We start from the raw sequence: 18,572 nt of genomic DNA, 5'->3' as shown, positions 1-18,572 counted from the left end.
ATCATTCCCTTGCGTGAGGAGCTATTCTCATGGGCATTTCATAGCAATATTATTTGGGGATCAAAACCTTGATTATCAAGATTCCAGCCAGTTTTTAATGATTTGAGTGCCATGTTCAGTCAGAATGCTTTCAGGATGAAACTGAACTCCACGAACGGCAAACTGTTTGTGTCGCACGGCCATGATCTGTTGATCGGGTGTACGGGCAATCACCTCCAGGTCTTGAGAAAGGGTGGATTCATCTATTACCCAGGAATGATATCTACCAATACTAAAAGTATCGGAGATTCCTTCGAAAAGCAAGTCCTTCTGAGTTTTTACCTGAGAAGAAACTCCATGGAGCACCTCGGACAAATTAATCAGACTGCCTCCAAAGGCCTCACCTATCGCCTGATGTCCCAGGCACACTCCCAAAATAGACTTACTGGAAGCATATTTTTTCAATAGCTCCGGCATAATCCCGGCTTCAGATGGAACACCAGGACCCGGAGAGAGCAAAATTTTATCATATTGATCCACCTCATCCAGACTGATTTTATCATTTCTGAAAATATCCATCTGCGCTCCATAACCCAGCTTTCTAACCAGATAAACCAGGTTATACGTAAAGGAATCGTAATTATCGAGTACCAGGATTTTCATATCTGTTCTGCTGCTCTAAGTGCTACTCTCAATGCTTCCAGCTTATTCGCCACTTCCTGCAATTCTGATGGAATGGAAGACTTGGCTACTACTCCTGCACCTGCCTGAAATCGTAATTGATTGTTTTCGGAGACAAAAGAGCGGATTAAAATCGCATGATTGAAGTCTCCATTGAATCCTAGGTAACCGATAGCTCCACCGTAAAACTGTCGACTCACATTCTCAAGCTGATCTATCAATTGCATGGCTCTATATTTAGGCGCTCCGCTCAAGGTTCCTGCAGGAAAAGTATCCGCTACCAGCTGAAGAGGATTGGCTCCATCAGGCAACTCTCCCGTAACTTTGGACACCAAATGAATCACATGAGAGTAATATTGAATCTCTTTGAAAACATCTACATTGACCACATCCGAAGATCTGGAAAGATCATTTCTAGCCAAATCCACCAACATGACATGTTCAGAATTTTCCTTTGGATCGTCATATAGTTTTCTCGCCAAAGCAGCATCCTCCTGATCATTCCCAGTCCTTCTGAAAGTACCTGCGATAGGAAAAATGGTTGCTTTCTTATTTTTGACGACGATCTGGGCCTCCGGAGAGCTGCCAAAAACCTTGAAGGAACCATAATCAAAATAGAAAAGATAAGGCGATGGATTGACGGAACGGAGTGCCCGATACACATTAAATTCATCCCCTTTAAATTCAGTAGTGAATCTTCTAGAAACTACAATTTGAAATACATCCCCACGGAAGCAATGTTCCCTTCCCTGATTCAAAACTTTCAAAAACTCCTCATCTGTATAATTTGATACTTCTTCACCTATTTTTTTGAAGGTGTAGGCAGGAATATTCTTATTGTTCAGAAGCTGCTCGATTTCCTCCAAATATTCCGGGTTTTCAGCTCCGGGAACTCTATGCTCAAATAAGTGCAATTCATTTTTATAATGATCCACTACGATAATGTTTTGATACATGGCATAATGCATCATCGGAGTTTCTGATTCTTGGGTCTTCTCGAGTTTAATATCTTCAAACCAGCCCACTGTATCGTATTGTATGTAGCCAAAAAGTCCGTTGGTACTAAACTTAAATTTATCTGGAGAAGGGTCGAATCTATTTCCAAATGCTCTTAGGGAATCCATCAAAGGCTTTTGGGAGCTTACCTCGTAATGATTTTCATCTCCATTAGGTAGCTTTTCCTGTACTTTTCCGGCATTGAATGAAAAAGTGGCCAATGGGTTAAAACAGATATAGGAATAGCTGTTTTCCTGCCCATGATAATCAGAGCTTTCCAATAAAATCGGATTGGCAAATCTATCCCTGATTTGTAAATAAATACTTACCGGGGTGATGGTATCCGCCAGCCTTTTGCGGTAAGTAGTTAAAATCGGAAATTTTACGTGGTTCATTCGTGGTTAAATTTTGGCATAAAAAAAGGCTTACCGGGAAGTCCAGTAAGCCAATTATATCTTCTTGCATTCAATTTTAGGCAAGGGCTTTCTGTGCTTTCCCCGGGAAAGATTCAAAATGCCACCACCAGTATTTGTTTGCTATCGTTTTCATATCGTTTGGCAAATTTAGGGATGGAAAGCAAAAGGCAAAATCCATTTGTAAAAAAATCAACTTAATTTTGAAGAAAATTTAATTTTTAAAAAAATGGCAAAGGCAATCGCACAATATTTCAAGAGGATTTTTGATGATTATCAAGTTTTGGTGATGGTTAATCCCTCCGATTTTACCGGAACAGAGTTGATTTTACATCCTGATGGTAAAGTAGAAAAGACGGAAATGGAATTCGACGAGGAAATTTTCGAAGATCTTGCCGAGGATGAGTTTCAGACTTGCAGCCCCTTGGAGTTTCAGCTTTTATTGGCAAAGTCATAAGAGTAACCCCAAACAATTTGCTTGGGGTTTTTATGTTTTTTTACTTCTTCATATATCCTTCCCTAATAGACTTAAACTCGGAGCCGGGTTTCCAAGATGGCCATTGATTAGAATTAGCCAGATTTTGTCCGATGTTGTATAGAAGTTGTACATCGTCAACGGCACCATCCAAATTCCATCGACTGGAATCATATTCATCTGAAGGCTTGTGATAATATTCAGCTGTATATTGATCCTGAAGCTCTTTTCCATACTCTTTCCCTTTTTCTACATGGTCGATACCTGTATGAAAATACAAAGCAGGGACTCCAACTTTAGCAAAATTGAAATGATCTGAGCGGAAATAATAACCAGCAACCGGATTAGGTTCCGGCGCAGAATAACGCCCTAATTTTTCTAATTCCACATCTAATAATTCCTCCATTTCAGACTGCCCAACTCCTATTACTGAAACATCTTTCATTTTGCCATAGGGATTAATTCCATCCATATTGATATTGGCCACAGTTTTTTCCAGAGGATAAATCGGATTTTTAGCATAATAAGCAGAACCCCAAAGTCCCTGCTCCTCTGCGGTTACCGCCAAGAAAATCACCGATCGATTAGGAGTCTTGGATTCTTTGAATGCTTTTGCCAAGGCTAAAAGTGCTGCCGTACCAGATGCATTGTCCAAAGCCCCATTATAAATACTATCTCCACTTGCATCAGGTTTGCCCACTCCCAAGTGATCCCAATGGGCAGTATAAACAATGTATTCATCCGGATTTTGTTCACCTGTCAATTTAGCGACAACGTTTTGGGAAGTATTGTAGGTTGCCTCCACCTTCAAAGAAGAACTTGCCTTGAGATTTAATGGAATTGCCTGAAAGTCCGGTTTTCTCGCTTTTGCCAGCAATTCTCTTTCGTTCAAACCTGCCATTTCAAAAAGCCTGTTGGCGGTAGGCAAAGTAACCCAACCTTCAAATGCCAACTTATACCCTTCCTTTCCTCGATCATCCAAATAAAGCTTGGATGAATTCCAGGAGTTTTGAATCACATTGAATCCATAACCAGCTGGGATAGTATTATGAACAATCAAACATCCCAATGCTCCCTGACGAATGGCTTCTTCATATTTATAAGTCCACCTTCCATAATAAGTCATGGTATTCCCTTTGAAAAAAGATGCATCTTCTGTTCCGAACCCTGGATCATTGACCAACACGACAACGATCTTATCTTTCACATCAATATTTTTATAATCATCCCAACCGTATTCAGGAGCTACTATCCCAAATCCGGCGAATACCATTTCTGCATCCTGAAAACTGACCGCAGAGTCTGTTCTTTGAGTCCAAAAAACGTAATCCTGCAAGCCATTCAAGGAAATTTTTTCTTTGGCAGATTGTATTTCCATGGTTTCTGATGGCTGGGTCAAAATAGATACCATGGGTACTTCTTGAATGTAGGAATCTCCATTTCCGGGCTCCAAACCTATTTTCTGAAATTCGTTGACCAGGTAAGCCACGGTCTTTTCCTCTCCTTCTGTGAAAGGCATGCGACCTAAAAAGTAATCAGAGGAAAGTGTATCGATATGAGACTCGATATCCGAAGTAGTAAACTGATAATCCTTTTGAGGGGAGTTACAGGAAACGGCTAATGCTATGCCTGTAATCAAGAATAGAAATTTATATCTCATGGGTTTTAATTTATTTATGGTTCAAACTTTAGATATCTTCCAAAAATGAAAGATGATATCCAATATAGGGAATTTGTTTCCTGGATTCTCTAGGCTGTTTATTTACTGCTTGCCTTTCCTCCCCCACCAAAGAGAATTCCAGCTCCTAAAACAAAACCTAGATCATACCAAACGCCTGAATTATTGACTGCATACATGGCTATATCATCAAAAAATATACTGAGAACAAAACTGATGGGTGCTATGATTCCATGCCATAAACCTCCGAAAAAGCCATAGTTTTCAGAATCTAGGCAATCATCCAAAGGCAGAGATTCAGCACAAGAACTAAGGATTAAAATCAATCCAAGCACAATGAGGGTATTTATTGTCTTCTTCTTCATTTGATTAAAGTTTTATCTAACGAGATTTACGAAGATTTAATGATCCAACCTGATGATTTTCAGGAGATAAAACATGAAAAAAGTCATCTTGCAATCTTTCGCCGAAATATCGAATTTCATATTAGAAAGCTGAAATAAATTTTTGAGCCATGAAAACAGGAGTTTTTATACTGGCATTGATACATGGAATAATTCATCTCTTGGGATTCTTCAAAGCATTTAAGCTTGCCGAAATTTCTCAATTGACCAAACCCATTTCCCAACCAATCGGACTTCTGTGGCTGATCTCCTTTTTCCTCTTTTTATTGTTTGCCTCCGCCTTCTTTTCCTCAAAGCCTTGGGCTGGACATGTAGGAATAGCCGCTGTAATTCTTTCTCAAGTTCTCATCTTCATTTTCTGGAAAGACGCCAAATTCGGAAGTCTTCCCAACTTGATCCTACTATTTTTCGCCATTCAATCTTTAGCTGATAATAACTGGAGAAGTATGATGGAAAAAGAAGTAAATACCCTAAATGAAGAAATCAATATCCCTAGCCAAAGACCCCTGGAGGAATTACCCCCGGCAGTTCAAAAATGGCTAAAAACCACAGGATTGAAAGAAAATCAGATAATCACTCAGGCAAGGATCAACCAGACTGCTAAGATGAAAATGGATCCCGATCAGGAAAACTGGAGGGAAGCCAATGCCTCACAATCCACTAGCATTGACCCGCCTTCTTTTCACTGGGAGGTATTCATGAAGTTATTTCCAGGTTTATTCATCTCCGGAAGGGATAAATTTGAAAATGGCCAAGGAGAAATGCTGATCAAACTAAATAGAATATTTCCAATTGTCAATGCGAAGGGCCCCAAGATTGATGAGGGAAGTTTGCAGCGCTATTTAGGCGAGATGGTATGGATCCCGAGTTTAGCGAGGCATCCTTCAGTAGAATGGAAGGAGTTGGACGAAAGTACAGCTCAGGCTACATTAACTATAGGTGGAACAAGTGGCTCAGGAATTTTTCACTTTGATAAAAATGGGGATTTTATCCGCTTCGAGGCAGACCGGTATTTCAAAAATGAGCCTGATTCCCAGAGATTCCCTTGGATTTTGGAAGTGGAAAAATACAGGGAGTTTCAAGAAATCAGAATTCCCAGCAAGATGAAAGCAACTTGGAGATTAAAGGAAAAGGAATGGACTTGGCTTGAACTTCAGATAGACTCCGTGACCTATACTTTTGATAAACCAAGCCCAATCGATCAATAAATTTAATTAAAGAATTTTAAAACTTGAGTCGTTTCGAATTGCAACAACTTTGGAACTTCAATTAGTTGATTTCGAACATAATCATTGTAAGAATACGTTGATTCCACTGAAAGAATACTTTCAAGCTTCAATAGATTCAAGTCGCTCATTACTGGATATTGGGTCTTCAATTCTTCGGGTACTCTTAAGGTAAATTCTTCTTGATTCCCAAACACAAACCAACTTAGCACTTCACTAGGAAAGTTGGGATCATTCGATTTTCTAAAAGTTATGATCGAATAATCGGTTCCCGTAGGACTAGTAAACCTAAAATCATTGACGCCATTTTTGGAAACCGAAATATCCTTTCCAAATGGTAAATTGATTTTTGAAGGGATAGAACCTACTTTAAAGAAAGAAATACTCCTGGAATTATCATTAGCCGTAAAAAGTGTCGTATAAACTTTAAATTCATTTAAATACCCCAAGGCTACATTTGATGAATTACCAGTAAATCCATAAGAAGAAGTTCCAATTAGATACCCATTGACATATCTGTTTTGATTTTCCTCCATAGCAGTAATTGTATAGCTGAAAAATCCGGATGGCTTTGGAACAGTTATAGTTTTATCAAAATTTTTCATAGAGGAAAAATCCACCTGCTTCTGACCATCCTTACTTACATTCGATATAAAATCATATCGTGCTTGACCTTCCTGCCCAACGCCTGACACAAAAATTCTTTCATTTTCACCACGAAAAAGCATAGCAATATCAATCTGATTACCATTGATATTCGTAGAAAGAGGGATTTTGCCATTTTTCGAACTGGCAAAACCGCCTTTTGGAACATTAGAAAAATTGAGCGTAATTCTATGAAAGCCATTGAAAGGCTCGTCAGGCCCTGAGAATGTTCCTAATGGCAATCCAATCGTATATGTTTTTCCGGTACTTACTGACAAATAGGTAAAGGCAGATGTATTAACCTGACTTATAAAAGGAGAAGATTCTCTTAAGATATAAGTCAAATGGTAGATTCTGTCAGTTAAATTTTCGAATTTTTCGAGCTTCCCATTTTCAAGTTTTCTGATGTCCAAAATTTCACCTTCCTTACTTTGAAGAATAGCCCATACTTCTCGGTTCTCATTGATATATTGATCAAAAACTTTTAATTCAATGAGAGTTGGATCACCTAAATTTGCTGGATTTTCATTCTCTTGGCAGGAAATCAGGTAAAGTGTAAATAGAAGAAATAAGAATACTTTTTTCATTTGAAATTATTTGAAATTTTTTCAAAACTAAAGATAAAAGTCGAAATGAACTAAGCCTGATTTAGATTTAATTTTAAAAAATCAGTTGAAAAAGATGGGCTTTGCATTTAAATGGGCTTCTTCTTTTAATCTTGAAAAAAAGACTCTCATTTTCAAATTGAAAAAATGAAATTTTTGGAGATTGAAGAAAATTCAGCGAAAATACCAAAGCATAAAACTTCAGCCAGCCATGAGAACACTCGTCCTTTCATTAATCTTTTTATCAACAGTTTTTTTTTGTCAGGCACAAAAACTCCGCCTATCCGTGGCAGGACTCAACCACGGGCATGTGGGTTGGGTACTATCATCCATGAATCGAGGGGATTATGAAATTGTTGGGATAAGCGAGTCCAACAGGGAGTTGGCGGAGAAGTACTCCAAGCAATATGGCTTTTCGATGAGTTTGGTATATGATGATTTGAATGAAATGCTGGAAAAAAGCCAACCTGAAGCAGTGGCGGCTTTTGGGGATACTTTTTCCCATTTAGCCATTGTAAAAGCGGCTGCACCGAAAGGAATTCATGTGATGGTTGAAAAGCCACTCGCCGTCAGTAAAGAGCATGCCTTAGAAATGGAGAAACTGGCTAATCAATATGGCATTCATTTATTGACCAATTATGAAACGAGTTGGTATCCCAGCAATCATGAAGCTAAAAGACTATTGGAATTGGGTGAAATAGGCGACATCAAAAAAGTGATTGTCAGAGATGGCCATCGTGGGCCAAAAAAAATTGGCGTAGGGCAGGAGTTTCTGGAATGGCTAACAGATCCAAAATTAAATGGTGGAGGTGCCTTGATGGATTTTGGGTGCTATGGTGCCAATTTAATGACTTGGTTAATGAATGGGGAAAGACCCATTTCAGTTACGGCAATCACTCAGCAACTGCAGCCTGAAAATAACCCCAAAGTGGAAGATGATGCCACAATCATCGTAAATTATCCAACAGCTCAAGTGATCATTCAAGCTTCTTGGAATTGGCCAATAGGAAGAAAAGACATGGAAATTTACGGGGAAACTGGGGCTATTTTCGCAGATAATCGACATCAACTTCGAATCAGATTGGCAAAAGGCTATGATGGTTTTGATGAACACACATTACAACTACCGGAATTACCAGCTCCCTACCCAGATCCATTTTTACTATTGAAAGCCGTAATCAGGGATGAAATTCAACTTCCTCCTTTTGATCTGTACTCTTTGGAGAATAACATGATCGTCATGGATATTTTGCAAGCCGCAAAAGAAAGCGCTGAAATAGGGAAGACTGTTTATTTTCAATAATTTGGGTAAATTAAGATAACTAACCTATCTAATTTATGAAACTCGGAGCTTTTTCTATCAGTCTTTCAGTCAAAGATCTTCAAGCCTCAAAAGCCTTTTATGAAAAACTCGGCTTTTCAGTTTTCGGGGGATCAGAGGAGATGAACTATCTCATCATGAAAAATGAACAAACGCTAATTGGGCTTTTTCATGAGATGTTTGAGAAAAACATCCTCACTTTCAACCCAGGTTGGGACCAGGATGCAAAACTTGTCCCCGGCTATGATGATGTTCGAAAAATTCAATCTGAGCTAAAATCCCAAGGAATCACCTTAGCACAAGAGGCTGACCCCAATGGTGAAGGCCCAGGTAGTATTTTATTTTTTGATCCGGATGGAAACGGAATCTTGATTGATCAACATATCTAGAAAAGCATGAAAAGAAGAAGTATTGTTTTTTTGACCCTCTTTTTTTTCGCCTTTTTTGAGATATCTCTCGCGAATTCCTTCAATGACAGCATTTTTTCAGCACCATTTCACATGGATGCCAGACTTTTAGTCTTTAAAGGAAAAATGAATGGCAGAGAGGTAAATTTTGCATTTGACACTGGAGCTGCACAGGGTCTAGCCGGAAGTAACATTCAGGAGAAGGGGGCTATTTCCAAAAAAGGAAAAAAACTCACCATGCAGGATGCGAATAAAAACAAAAAAAAGGTTAGAACGGCCATCACTGAAATAGTAGAACTGGGCCCTCTTGAAATTCGAAATGTGAGTAGTCTTTTAGTTGATATGCCTTATTTGGTTTGCCACGACTACTACCTTTTGGGTTCGAACTTGATTAGACAATTAAACTGGCAAATAGATTTCGAAAACAAGATGATTTATGCATCCAAGTCGCCCTTTCCGGTCGATGAGAGCTGGCAAAGCTTTGATGTAATTTATAGGAATAACAGGCCCTACCTTGATTTCAGTTTTGATAGTCTTGAATATCAAAACATCCTCGTTGACTTTGGTTTCGCAGGCACTGTGGATCTTGACAACAAAAAAAGTATTGTTCAGGACTTTTTGAAACAAAAGAACATCGAGGCTAAAGATAATCCTAGTATCAGCATGAGTATTGGTGCGATCAGCCAACAAATTGCACCTGCATTTACCATAATCATAGATAGTTTAAAGATAGGTAATCATGTGTATACCCAAATTCCCCTGAATTTTGAATATCCAACTACAGAAAAAATAGGTGTTTCATTTTTCTCAACATTAACTTCCCAAACCGTCATCAACAATTCAGAATCTACTTATTACCTAAAATTAAAAAATGAAACTCCTTCATTTCGAGACCCTAATCATCTTAGTTTCAGTTTTGAAAAAGGAAAATTTCTTATTTCCGGAAAGTCTATTGGGCTAAGTCCAGAAGATGCCTTGGTAGAAATCGGGGAAGAGGTAGCATTGGTCAATGGAATTTCGTCCATGGATTTTGAAGATAATTGTCAGTTCATCAGATGGTATTATGGGCTCAATTTTGACCAAGTCACCATCACCAAACTGAACGGTCAAGAAGTAATTTTTACCAGGATTCCATTAAACTAATGAAAGCAGCTGTCAGATATGAATACTGTTCGCCTTCCGAGTTGAAAATCGCAGAACTCCCCGAACCCGAACCTCAACCAAAGGAAATCCAAGTGAAGGTGATGACTTGTACAGTAAACCGAACAGATATGGCGGTTTTAACGGGTTGGCCCTGGATCATGAGGCTTTTTGTCGGCTATCCTAAACCCAAGCGAGCTACCCCAGGGACTGACTTTGTGGGTGAAATCACGCAGATAGGGTCCGAAGTAAAAGAATACGCTGTTGGAGATAGAGTTTGGGGTTTTATAGACAATGGCTGTGGAAGTCATGGAGAATACTTTTGTACTTCTTCCTTCGAAAACCTACGAAAAGTATCCAAAAACATAGATCAAATTCAAGCAGGTGCCTCTATTGAAGGTGTGCACTATGCATATAACTTTCTCAATAAAATTAATTTGAAAGAAGGTGATCAGGTTTTGGTAATTGGTGGGACCGGTGCAATAGGATCAGCTGCCATTCAAATTTTAAAGTCCCGAAATATCCATGTAACTGCAGTAAGCCTAGGAAATGTCGAAAAAGTGGCTCAATTAGGAGCCGATCAAGTGATTGATGGATTACTAGATGACTTTACAGGAATCAAGCAACAATTCGATGCCGTACTCGATGCCGTAGGAAAAAGCCGTTTTAAAATTTGTAAGCCCTTACTTAAAAAAAATGGCACTTACCTTTCTTCTGAATTGGGACACAATTGGGAGAACCCATTTTTATCTTTGTCAACCTCATTTTTTTCCAGCAAAAAAGTCAAATTCCCCATCCCCCTCAACGTGAATAAAAGCTTAATTCAAATTGAAGAGCTTTTACTTGAAGACAAATTCAAGCCTTTGATTGATCGAGTAGTCAGTCTCGAACAACTTCCAGAAGCCTATACTTATGTGGGTTCCGGGAAAAAGTTAGGGAACGTGATTCTTTCCTATTTGAATAAGGATTTTGGTCTCCAATAACCTTCCTAATCATTGATATTTATCAGTTTGTTCACTGACACTCGTCATGAGTGTTTTGAAGAAATTATTGGAGATTTAAGTGTTAAATAAATGATCCACCAGTAAACAACAGAAACCATGGGCGCACTAACTAAAGACAGAGGTTTTTGGCCAAAAATGGTTCAAGACTTCTTCGGGGCTGAAGACCCCTTCCATATGAACAATAAGTTTTGGTTTACAGATAAATCTGTGGAGGTTCCATCTGCTAACGTCATCGAAAGTGAAAAGGAATTTAAGCTAGAGTTGTCAGCACCTGGATTTGATAAAAAGGACTTCAAAATCGAAGTCGAAGAGGGAATTCTTAACATATCAGCCGAAAAAGAGATGAAAATGGAGGAAGAAAAAGAGAACTATCGTAAGAGAGAATTCTCCTACTCCAGCATCCATAGGGCCTTTGCCCTTCCGGAAAATGTCAAAGATGAACAAATCGATGCCAAGTACGAAAAGGGGATTTTGAAAATAGTCCTACCCAAAGTAAAATCAGTTGAAAATAAACCCAAAAAAGCAATCGAAGTCGGCTAAACAGGCTTCAGATTACATCAGGATTATTTTTTAGTAATTGGTTTGAATTGGGACCCCGACCTTCTGGTCGGGGTTTTATTTTTTATGTCAATGGTATTGCCTATCTGCCTAGAAATTGAAAAATTACAAAAAGCCCCATATTTCATGAAAGCACTATCTCTATTTACACTCGTAATTTTTATTTTCTCCTGTAGTTCCGAGGAGAAAGTTTCCCTCACTCAGCTTCAGGACAAGGTTGAAGTCATCCGGGATAAAAATGGGATCAATCACATCTTTGCTCAAAATGAAGCAGATCTATTCTTCATGCAAGGCTATTTAGCGGCCAAAGACCGATTGTTTCAATTTGAAATATGGAGAAGGCAGGCCACAGGTACTCTTGCTGAAATTTTGGGAGAAAGAGAGTTGGAGCGCGATAGAGGAGTTCGCCTTTTTAAATTCAGAGGAGATAAAGAAACAGAACTCCGGCATTACCATCCCCGCGGAGTGGAGATTGTCGATGCCTTCGTCGCAGGAATCAACGCTTATATTGATGAAGCCAACTCCAATCCTGAACTTCTCCCAATAGAATTTCAAATGCTGGGAATTCAACCCCAGCCTTGGACTTGGGAAGTTGTGATTTCCAGACATCAGGGATTGTTGGAAAATGTCAGCGATGAACTCAACATCAGTCGGGTGGTAAGTTTGATTGGTTCAGATGAAGCAAAGAAACTCTATTACTTTCATCCCAATGAACCTAATCTGGAAATTGACCCCGGAATACCCGAAGAATTGTTGTTTAAGGATATTCTAGCGCCTTATAGGGCATTCAGAACCCGTGTGGAATTTCTGCCAGAGGATATTTCTCCCGAATATCGAGGAGAGCAAAAGGAAGTAAAAGAAGCTTTAGCTGCTCTTCAGGAGGAACTCAAAACCACTTTGGAAGCAGATGCCTTTGCTCAAGGTTCCAATAATTGGGTTTTAAGTGGTAAAAAAACAGCAAGTGGCTTCCCCTACATGGCAAATGACCCTCACCGCTTACAGGCAGCCCCATCTTTGAGATATTGGGTTCACCTGAGCGCTCCCGGATGGAATGTAGTAGGTGGTGGTGAACCTGTGATTCCCGGGGTTTCGATAGGCCATAATGAACATGGAGCTTGGGGTTTGACAATTTTTTCCACAGACAACGAAGATCTCCGGGTATATGATATCAACCCTGAAAATCCGCTTCAGTATAGATTTAAGGGAGAATGGTTAACCATGTCTCAAATTCAGGACACGATTTTGGTGAAAGGTCAATCTCCTCAACTAGTTAACCATAATTACACGATTCATGGCCCGGTCACTTTTATCGATGAGGATTTGATTAAAGCGGTAGCAGTTCAATGCGCATGGTTGGAACCCGGTTCGGCTCCCTATTTAGCAAGCCTAAAAATGGATCAATCTCAAAATTGGGATGAGTTTAGAGACGCCTGTACATACAATAATATTCCTGCAGAGAATATGGTTTGGGCCGATAAGGAAGGAAATATAGGTTGGCAAGCTACAGGAATAGCACCTGTCCGTAGAGGGTTCTCCGGTTTAGTGGCTACGATGGGAGATGGCAGATATGAATGGGATGGCTATTTACCTATTGCTGACCGTCCTCATGACTATAATCCAGAGTCAGGTTTCATCGCCACAGCAAACCAGAATGTGGCCCCTGAAAATTACCCCTTTCCAGAAGCTTTGGGCTTTGAATGGGCTGACAATTTTAGAGGAGAAAGAATCAAGGAAGTTTTGTCCCAAGACAAAAAATTCACTTTGGTAGAAATAGGAGCTCTGCAAAATGATTATCTCTCCCTTCCTGCGAGACAATTGCTGCCTTATCTAACAGATCTTTATTTTGAAAATGAAAAAGTCGATTCCTTGCGCAAAGCATTGCTTAGCTGGGACTTTAATTTAAATCCAGAATCAATAGAGGCGGGAATTTATGTAATGTGGGAAAGAATCTTGAGAAAAAAAGCATTGGAGCTCGCTGCCCCGGATGAAGTTCGTGACTTAATAGGTAGTATTCCAATGACTCGCGTAATTCAATGGGTTGAGAGTCCTGAAATACTATTTTCAACTCAAGCCAAATCCCAGAGGGATCAGTGGCTCACCAACTCATTCGAGGAAGCGATCGACGCATTGGAGAAAAAACTAGGAGCCAATCCTTCCAACTGGCAATATGGCCAAAAGGACTACAAACACGCCCTGATTCATCATCCTTTAGGAAGAGTGGTAAATCAGGAATGGCAATCCAAATTAAATGTCGGCCCTCTTCCCCGTGGAGGCTACAGCTATACACCTGGTGCCAATGCCTATGGAGATAACAATACTTCAGGAGCATCTTTCAGAATTTTGGTAGATACTGAAAACTGGGAAAGAACCCTAGGAATTAATACCCCAGGACAGTCTGGAGATCCAGAAAGCTCATTTTATAAAAACTTGTTTTCTATCTGGGCAAAAGATGAATTCGTTAGTGTTCCTTTTATGAAAAAATCTGTTGAAAATTCTGCTCATTCAAAACAGGTTTTCGGACCAAAAAAAGAGTGATCAATTTGAAGATTGGTCACTCTTGAATTCTAAAAAGAAGACATTACATCCCTTCCTGCTCTATTAAATAAACTAAAGCTGTCATCGCGGCAGCACCAAGCTCCAATTCACGCTGATCCACTACCTCAAATACATCAGCGGCAGTATGATGGTAATTGAAATACCTTTGAGAATCAGGATGCAGACCGATTAAAATGGGGCCTTGATCTCTCAAAGGACCTATATCCGCTCCTCCACCTGGCACATCAAACTTCCAGATATTGTAAGGAGTAAATAAGTCCCTCCATGAAGCCAACTTGGATCGCTGAACCTCTGTTCCGCTGGATGAGAAACCTAAAGGAATAAACCCTCCCGCATCAGATTCAATGGCAGCTATATGCTTTTCACCTTTGGCTTTGGCTACTTTAGCGTACTCCTGACCACCTCTCAAACCGTTTTCCTCATTCATCCACATTACAGCCCTGAGAGTCCTCTTTGGCTTCCATCCCATTTCTTTGTAAATCCTCAAAACTTCTATGGCTTGCATGCATCCAGCACCATCATCATGAGCTCCTTCTCCAACATCCCAAGAATCCAAATGGCCTCCTACAGCAATGATTTCTTCAGGCTTTTCAGAACCCCTGATTTCCCCAATGACATTGTAGGAAAGAACTTCTTCTTTCATCATTGAATTATTCTGAAGGTAGACTTTCAAATCTTTCTGGCCCTTCAGTAAACTACTCAATAGCTCAGCGTCTTTAGTACTAATAGCCAGAGCTGGGATTTCTGGATAATCTGGATTATATCGTTGATTTCCAGTGTGCGGAAAATCATCCACTCGATTGGTCAAAGATCTTACCAAAACTGCTACAGCTCCATATTTTGCCGCCTCAGCTGCACCCGAGCCTCTTTGTCCATTTGCTCCACCATAAGCCTGAAAAGTATTGATTAAAGTGGGATCCATGGGCTGATTGAAAAACACAATTTTCCCTTTTACCTGCTCTCCCAATTTTCGAAGTCCTTCTATTCCGTAAACCTCCACTACTTCCCCTACCAGACCATTGGGCCCTGTTCCCCTGCTATTTCCCAAAGCCAACACATTCAAATCTACAGCTCCTAATTTGGAGGAGTTCAAAACTTTCGCTTGCTCTTTTCCGCCCCTCACCCAATGAGGAACCATCACGGGCTGCAAGTAAACGGTATCAAACCCATACGACTCCATCAATTGCTTGGTATACTCTACGGCTGCAGCAGCTTGAGGTGAACCTGAAATTCTATTCCCTATTTCTTTACAGAGGTACCTTAAATTTTCATAAGTCTCTCCTTCAGTCAATTCATAGTTGAAGATTTTTTGAATGTTTTCAGAATGATTCTGAGCTTTTAGAATTAGTGGGCAAAGAAAAAGAAGAAATAGTATTTTTTTCATGGTATATCAATTTTGCCTAAAACTGAAAAATCTAATGCAATTTGAAAAGCTATCCACATAATTCTCCATGAATCTTTCAAATTAAAATTTGGAAAGCATTACTAACTTCCAATAAATATTTCAAAATACTGATTCTCATCACAGTAATATACCGAATGCACAATTTCTATTTTTTCAAAATGAGATAATAGAGATACTTACACTTAAATTGCCCAACAACTCTCAACCTGAATTCAAAACCTTATGAATTTCAATCACATCAAAAACCTGAGCTTATCACTCTTATTGATTTCACTTATTTTCTCCTGTGGACCCAAAGAAGATCCCAGCATCAAGCCGGATGACAATCGTTTTTCCAAGGTTGTTTTGACAGAAGGCATGGATGAGCCTATGGAAATAACATTCCTACCCGGTAATCGAGTCCTTTTTGTAGAAAGAAAAGGAGGGGTCAAAATTTTTGATGAGAACACCAAGGAAGTAACTCTGGTAGCGACTATACCGGTAAATACAAAATACACCAACAAAGAAGGACGCGTAAGGGAAGCTGAAGAAGGATTAATGGGCGTAATCGCACATCCTGACTATGCTCAAAACAATTGGATTTACATGTACTATGCAGATCCAGATGAACCCAAACACGTATTGGCAAGATGGGAGCTGAAAGGAAATGAACTGGTAGAATCCAGTAAAAAGATTGTTCTCGAAGTCCCAACCCAAAGAGAAGAATGCTGTCATACCGGTGGAGGGATGGTTTTTGATGAAGAAGGAAATCTGTTTCTTACCGTAGGAAACAATACAGTCAACCCTAGAGAAGGATCTTCCAATTTGGATGAGCGCCCTGGTATGGAGAGCTCCGATGATCAGCGTGCACCTGGAAACACCAATGATCTTAGAGGAAAGATTTTGAGAATTCATCCTGAGGACGATGGAAGCTACACTATTCCAGAAGGAAACTTATTTCCTCAGGGAACAGAAAAAACCAGACCTGAAATCTATACCATGGGACATAGAAACCCATGGAGACCTACTTTGGATAGTAAAACAGGATACCTCTATTGGGGTGAAGTCGGCCCGGATGCATCAGTGGATTCCATTTGGGGCCCCAAAGGATATGATGAGTTCAATCAGGCCAAAGGTCCTGGATTTTTTGGTTGGCCCTATTTTATTGGAAATAACTTCCCCTACAACCGCCACGATCATGAAGCCGGTACTTATGGTGCTCCCTATGACGTGAATAAACCTGTCAATGAATCAGTGAATAATACTGGATTGAGAGAATTACCAACTCCTGTAATTCCTGCCATGATTTACTACCCATATGGCGTTTCAGAAGAATTCCCTATGCTAGGGAGCTCAGGTAGATCTGCCACAGGGGGGCCAGTATTTAGAAAGGCTGATTTTGCAAGTAATGCTCCATTTGTATTCCCTGCCTATTATGAAGGAAAGTGGTTGATCGTGGACTTTATGAGAGGCTGGATCATGGCTGTGACCATGGATGAAAATGGCGATTACCAAAGCATGGAGCGCTTTTTACCGAATGAAAATTTCAGCTCTGCAATCGATATGGACTTTGGTCCGGATGGTGCATTGTATGTCTTGGAATATGGTAGTGCCTGGTTTAGAGGAAATGCGAATTCCCGTCTTATAAAAATTGAATACAATGCAGGGAATAGAAAACCAAACGTCACTGCTTCTGCAGACCGTCTCGCTGGCGCTGTTCCTCTGACTGTTAATTTCAGCTCAGAAGGAACCAATGATTATGATGATTACGACTTAAATCAGTTGGCTTACCAATGGACTATCAGTTCTGAGGGCAAAGTTCTGGAAAGTTTTAACAGACCTAACCCTTCATTTACTTTCGATCAAGCTGGAGTTTATGAAATCGAATTAGTGGTAACAGACACTAAAGGAGTCCAAAACAGTCAAAAACTGGAGGTTGTAGCAGGAAATGATATTCCGGAAGTGAAAATTTCCATGAATGGCATCAACCAATCCTTCTGGTTTGGAGAAAAAGAATTAGACTACCAAGTAAGTGTAAAAGACTTGGAAGATGGAGATACTCAATCAGGAGAAATTAAAGAAGCCGAAGTGGCCATTACTTTTGATTATGTACCAGAAGGCTTTGATCCAATTGAAATAGCTTCTAAACAAAGTGGTGCTGAAACTTTGGCTTCATTGACTATTGGAAAAAACCTCATTGAAGGAAGCGATTGTAAATCCTGTCATCAATACAAGGAGACTTCCATAGGTCCTAGCTATGAAGCAGTGGCTGCCAAGTATCCTAATTCTCCTGATAACACAAATTATTTGGTAGGTAAAATTATCAATGGTGGAGCTGGAGTATGGGGAGAACATGCCATGAGCGCACATCCGCAATTGAGTGAGGCAGATGCCAAGAGAATGGTGGATTTCATCCTAAGTATGGATGATGCGCAAGCTACGGTGGCTTCCCTTCCTTTAAATGGAAAAGTACAACCCATGATCCCTGAGGGCGATAATGGACAAGGAGGATTCTTACTGAGAGCAGCCTATACAGATAAAGGATCTTCCAAAGCACCTCCGTTATCTTCGGTTGACTATGTGGCTTTGCGAAACCCTTACCTTGACCCTCAATTATCGGTAGAAAGAAAGGGCGTTCAACTATTGACTACGCCAAGAGTAAGCTTCTTGATGGCTGGGGATAATTCTTCTTTTGCCTTGGATAATATTGATCTCACAGGTATCACCCAAATCGATCTTCATGTCAGTGTGAGTACCAGAAATGGAGCAGCTGGCGGAATAGTAGAAGTCAGACTCGGCTCAGCAAACGGAGAGCTTCTGGGTACTTCCAATAAAGTTGGAGTCAAAGAAATGGGATTCCGTCCACCGGAAGGAGTTGATCCTATCGTTTGGAGAAGGGAAAATGCTAATCGTGCCCAGGTGAGCATTAAACCAACGTCAGGTAAACAAAAGCTTTATTTCGTCTTCAAAAACCCTGAGGTGAAAGGAGAAGAAATTTTGATGGGAATTAATGAAATCCAGTTCATCAAATAAGGCTGCAAGTCCAAAAAAATAAAAAATCAGACAATTTTCTGAATTCATTAAACCAACAAGAGAAAAA

General features: G+C 39.9%; 15 protein-coding genes. 9 read left to right on the top strand and 6 right to left on the bottom strand.

Features of this window, described 5'->3' with window-relative positions:
- Window positions 1-75: 75 nt before the first annotated feature.
- On the bottom strand, window positions 76-642 hold the full coding sequence (locus GYM62_RS01135; protein WP_144606410.1) for an aminodeoxychorismate/anthranilate synthase component II: 567 nt from the start codon (window positions 640-642) through the stop codon (window positions 76-78).
- A complete protein-coding gene (locus GYM62_RS01130; RefSeq protein ID WP_144606408.1) occupies window positions 639-2,051 on the bottom strand; it encodes an anthranilate synthase component I family protein in 1,413 nt (470 codons plus the stop codon). The genes GYM62_RS01135 and GYM62_RS01130 overlap by 4 nt, the downstream gene beginning before the upstream one ends.
- A gap of 247 nt (window positions 2,052-2,298) precedes the next feature.
- Between GYM62_RS01130 and GYM62_RS01125 the strand changes: the two genes are divergently transcribed.
- Window positions 2,299-2,526 carry a hypothetical protein gene (locus GYM62_RS01125; protein ID WP_144606406.1) on the top strand — a complete coding sequence of 76 codons (228 nt, stop codon included), beginning with the start codon at window positions 2,299-2,301 and terminating at the stop codon, window positions 2,524-2,526.
- A 40-nt stretch (window positions 2,527-2,566) separates the two neighbouring features.
- Here the strand turns inward: GYM62_RS01125 and GYM62_RS01120 are convergent, their stop codons facing one another.
- Both GYM62_RS01120 and GYM62_RS01115 read right to left on the bottom strand, forming a co-directional pair.
- Window positions 2,567-4,204, bottom strand: coding sequence for a M28 family metallopeptidase (locus tag GYM62_RS01120; protein WP_219957983.1), 1,638 nt, complete (start codon window positions 4,202-4,204; stop codon window positions 2,567-2,569).
- 98 nt (window positions 4,205-4,302) lie between these two features.
- A complete protein-coding gene (locus tag GYM62_RS01115) occupies window positions 4,303-4,587 on the bottom strand; it encodes a hypothetical protein (protein WP_219957982.1) in 285 nt (94 codons plus the stop codon).
- A 149-nt stretch (window positions 4,588-4,736) separates the two neighbouring features.
- Here GYM62_RS01115 and GYM62_RS01110 point away from each other — a divergent pair, with 149 nt between their 5' ends.
- Window positions 4,737-5,834, top strand: coding sequence for a DUF6544 family protein (locus GYM62_RS01110; protein ID WP_219957981.1), 1,098 nt, complete (start codon window positions 4,737-4,739; stop codon window positions 5,832-5,834).
- A gap of 2 nt (window positions 5,835-5,836) precedes the next feature.
- Here the strand turns inward: GYM62_RS01110 and GYM62_RS01105 are convergent, their stop codons facing one another.
- Entirely contained in the window at window positions 5,837-7,084 is a 1,248-nt protein-coding gene (locus GYM62_RS01105; RefSeq protein WP_144604371.1) for a hypothetical protein, read from the bottom strand.
- 229 nt (window positions 7,085-7,313) lie between these two features.
- On the opposite strand from GYM62_RS01105, the gene GYM62_RS01100 reads away from it, so the two are divergent.
- From GYM62_RS01100 to GYM62_RS01075, 6 genes are all read left to right on the top strand, one after another.
- Window positions 7,314-8,405 (top strand): Gfo/Idh/MocA family protein, encoded by a 1,092-nt coding sequence (locus tag GYM62_RS01100; RefSeq protein WP_219957980.1) that lies wholly within the window; start codon window positions 7,314-7,316, stop codon window positions 8,403-8,405.
- Window positions 8,406-8,440: 35 nt separating this feature from the next.
- Window positions 8,441-8,812 carry a VOC family protein gene (locus GYM62_RS01095; protein ID WP_091654837.1) on the top strand — a complete coding sequence of 124 codons (372 nt, stop codon included), beginning with the start codon at window positions 8,441-8,443 and terminating at the stop codon, window positions 8,810-8,812.
- 6 nt (window positions 8,813-8,818) lie between these two features.
- A complete protein-coding gene (locus tag GYM62_RS01090) occupies window positions 8,819-9,973 on the top strand; it encodes a retroviral-like aspartic protease family protein (RefSeq protein WP_219957979.1) in 1,155 nt (384 codons plus the stop codon).
- Entirely contained in the window at window positions 9,973-10,953 is a 981-nt protein-coding gene (locus GYM62_RS01085) for an NAD(P)-dependent alcohol dehydrogenase (protein WP_219957978.1), read from the top strand. The genes GYM62_RS01090 and GYM62_RS01085 overlap by 1 nt, the downstream gene beginning before the upstream one ends.
- A 117-nt stretch (window positions 10,954-11,070) precedes the next feature.
- Window positions 11,071-11,514 (top strand): Hsp20/alpha crystallin family protein, encoded by a 444-nt coding sequence (locus tag GYM62_RS01080; RefSeq protein WP_245756425.1) that lies wholly within the window; start codon window positions 11,071-11,073, stop codon window positions 11,512-11,514.
- A gap of 144 nt (window positions 11,515-11,658) precedes the next feature.
- Window positions 11,659-14,067, top strand: coding sequence for a penicillin acylase family protein (locus GYM62_RS01075; protein ID WP_219957977.1), 2,409 nt, complete (start codon window positions 11,659-11,661; stop codon window positions 14,065-14,067).
- A gap of 43 nt (window positions 14,068-14,110) precedes the next feature.
- On the opposite strand, the gene GYM62_RS01070 is transcribed toward GYM62_RS01075, so the two are convergent.
- Window positions 14,111-15,472: a M20/M25/M40 family metallo-hydrolase gene (locus tag GYM62_RS01070; RefSeq protein ID WP_219957976.1), complete on the bottom strand. Its 1,362-nt coding sequence runs from the start codon at window positions 15,470-15,472 to the stop codon at window positions 14,111-14,113.
- Window positions 15,473-15,715: 243 nt separating this feature from the next.
- On the opposite strand from GYM62_RS01070, the gene GYM62_RS01065 reads away from it, so the two are divergent.
- Window positions 15,716-18,505: a PQQ-dependent sugar dehydrogenase gene (locus tag GYM62_RS01065; protein WP_219957975.1), complete on the top strand. Its 2,790-nt coding sequence runs from the start codon at window positions 15,716-15,718 to the stop codon at window positions 18,503-18,505.
- The last annotated feature ends 67 nt before the right edge of the window (window positions 18,506-18,572 follow it).

It is taken from the genome of Algoriphagus sp. NBT04N3 (assembly GCF_019443765.1).
In the GTDB taxonomy this organism is placed as follows: domain Bacteria; phylum Bacteroidota; class Bacteroidia; order Cytophagales; family Cyclobacteriaceae; genus Algoriphagus; species Algoriphagus ornithinivorans.
The sequence above is the reverse complement of the archived record's forward strand: the minus strand, read 5'-3'. Positions and strand labels throughout refer to the sequence as shown.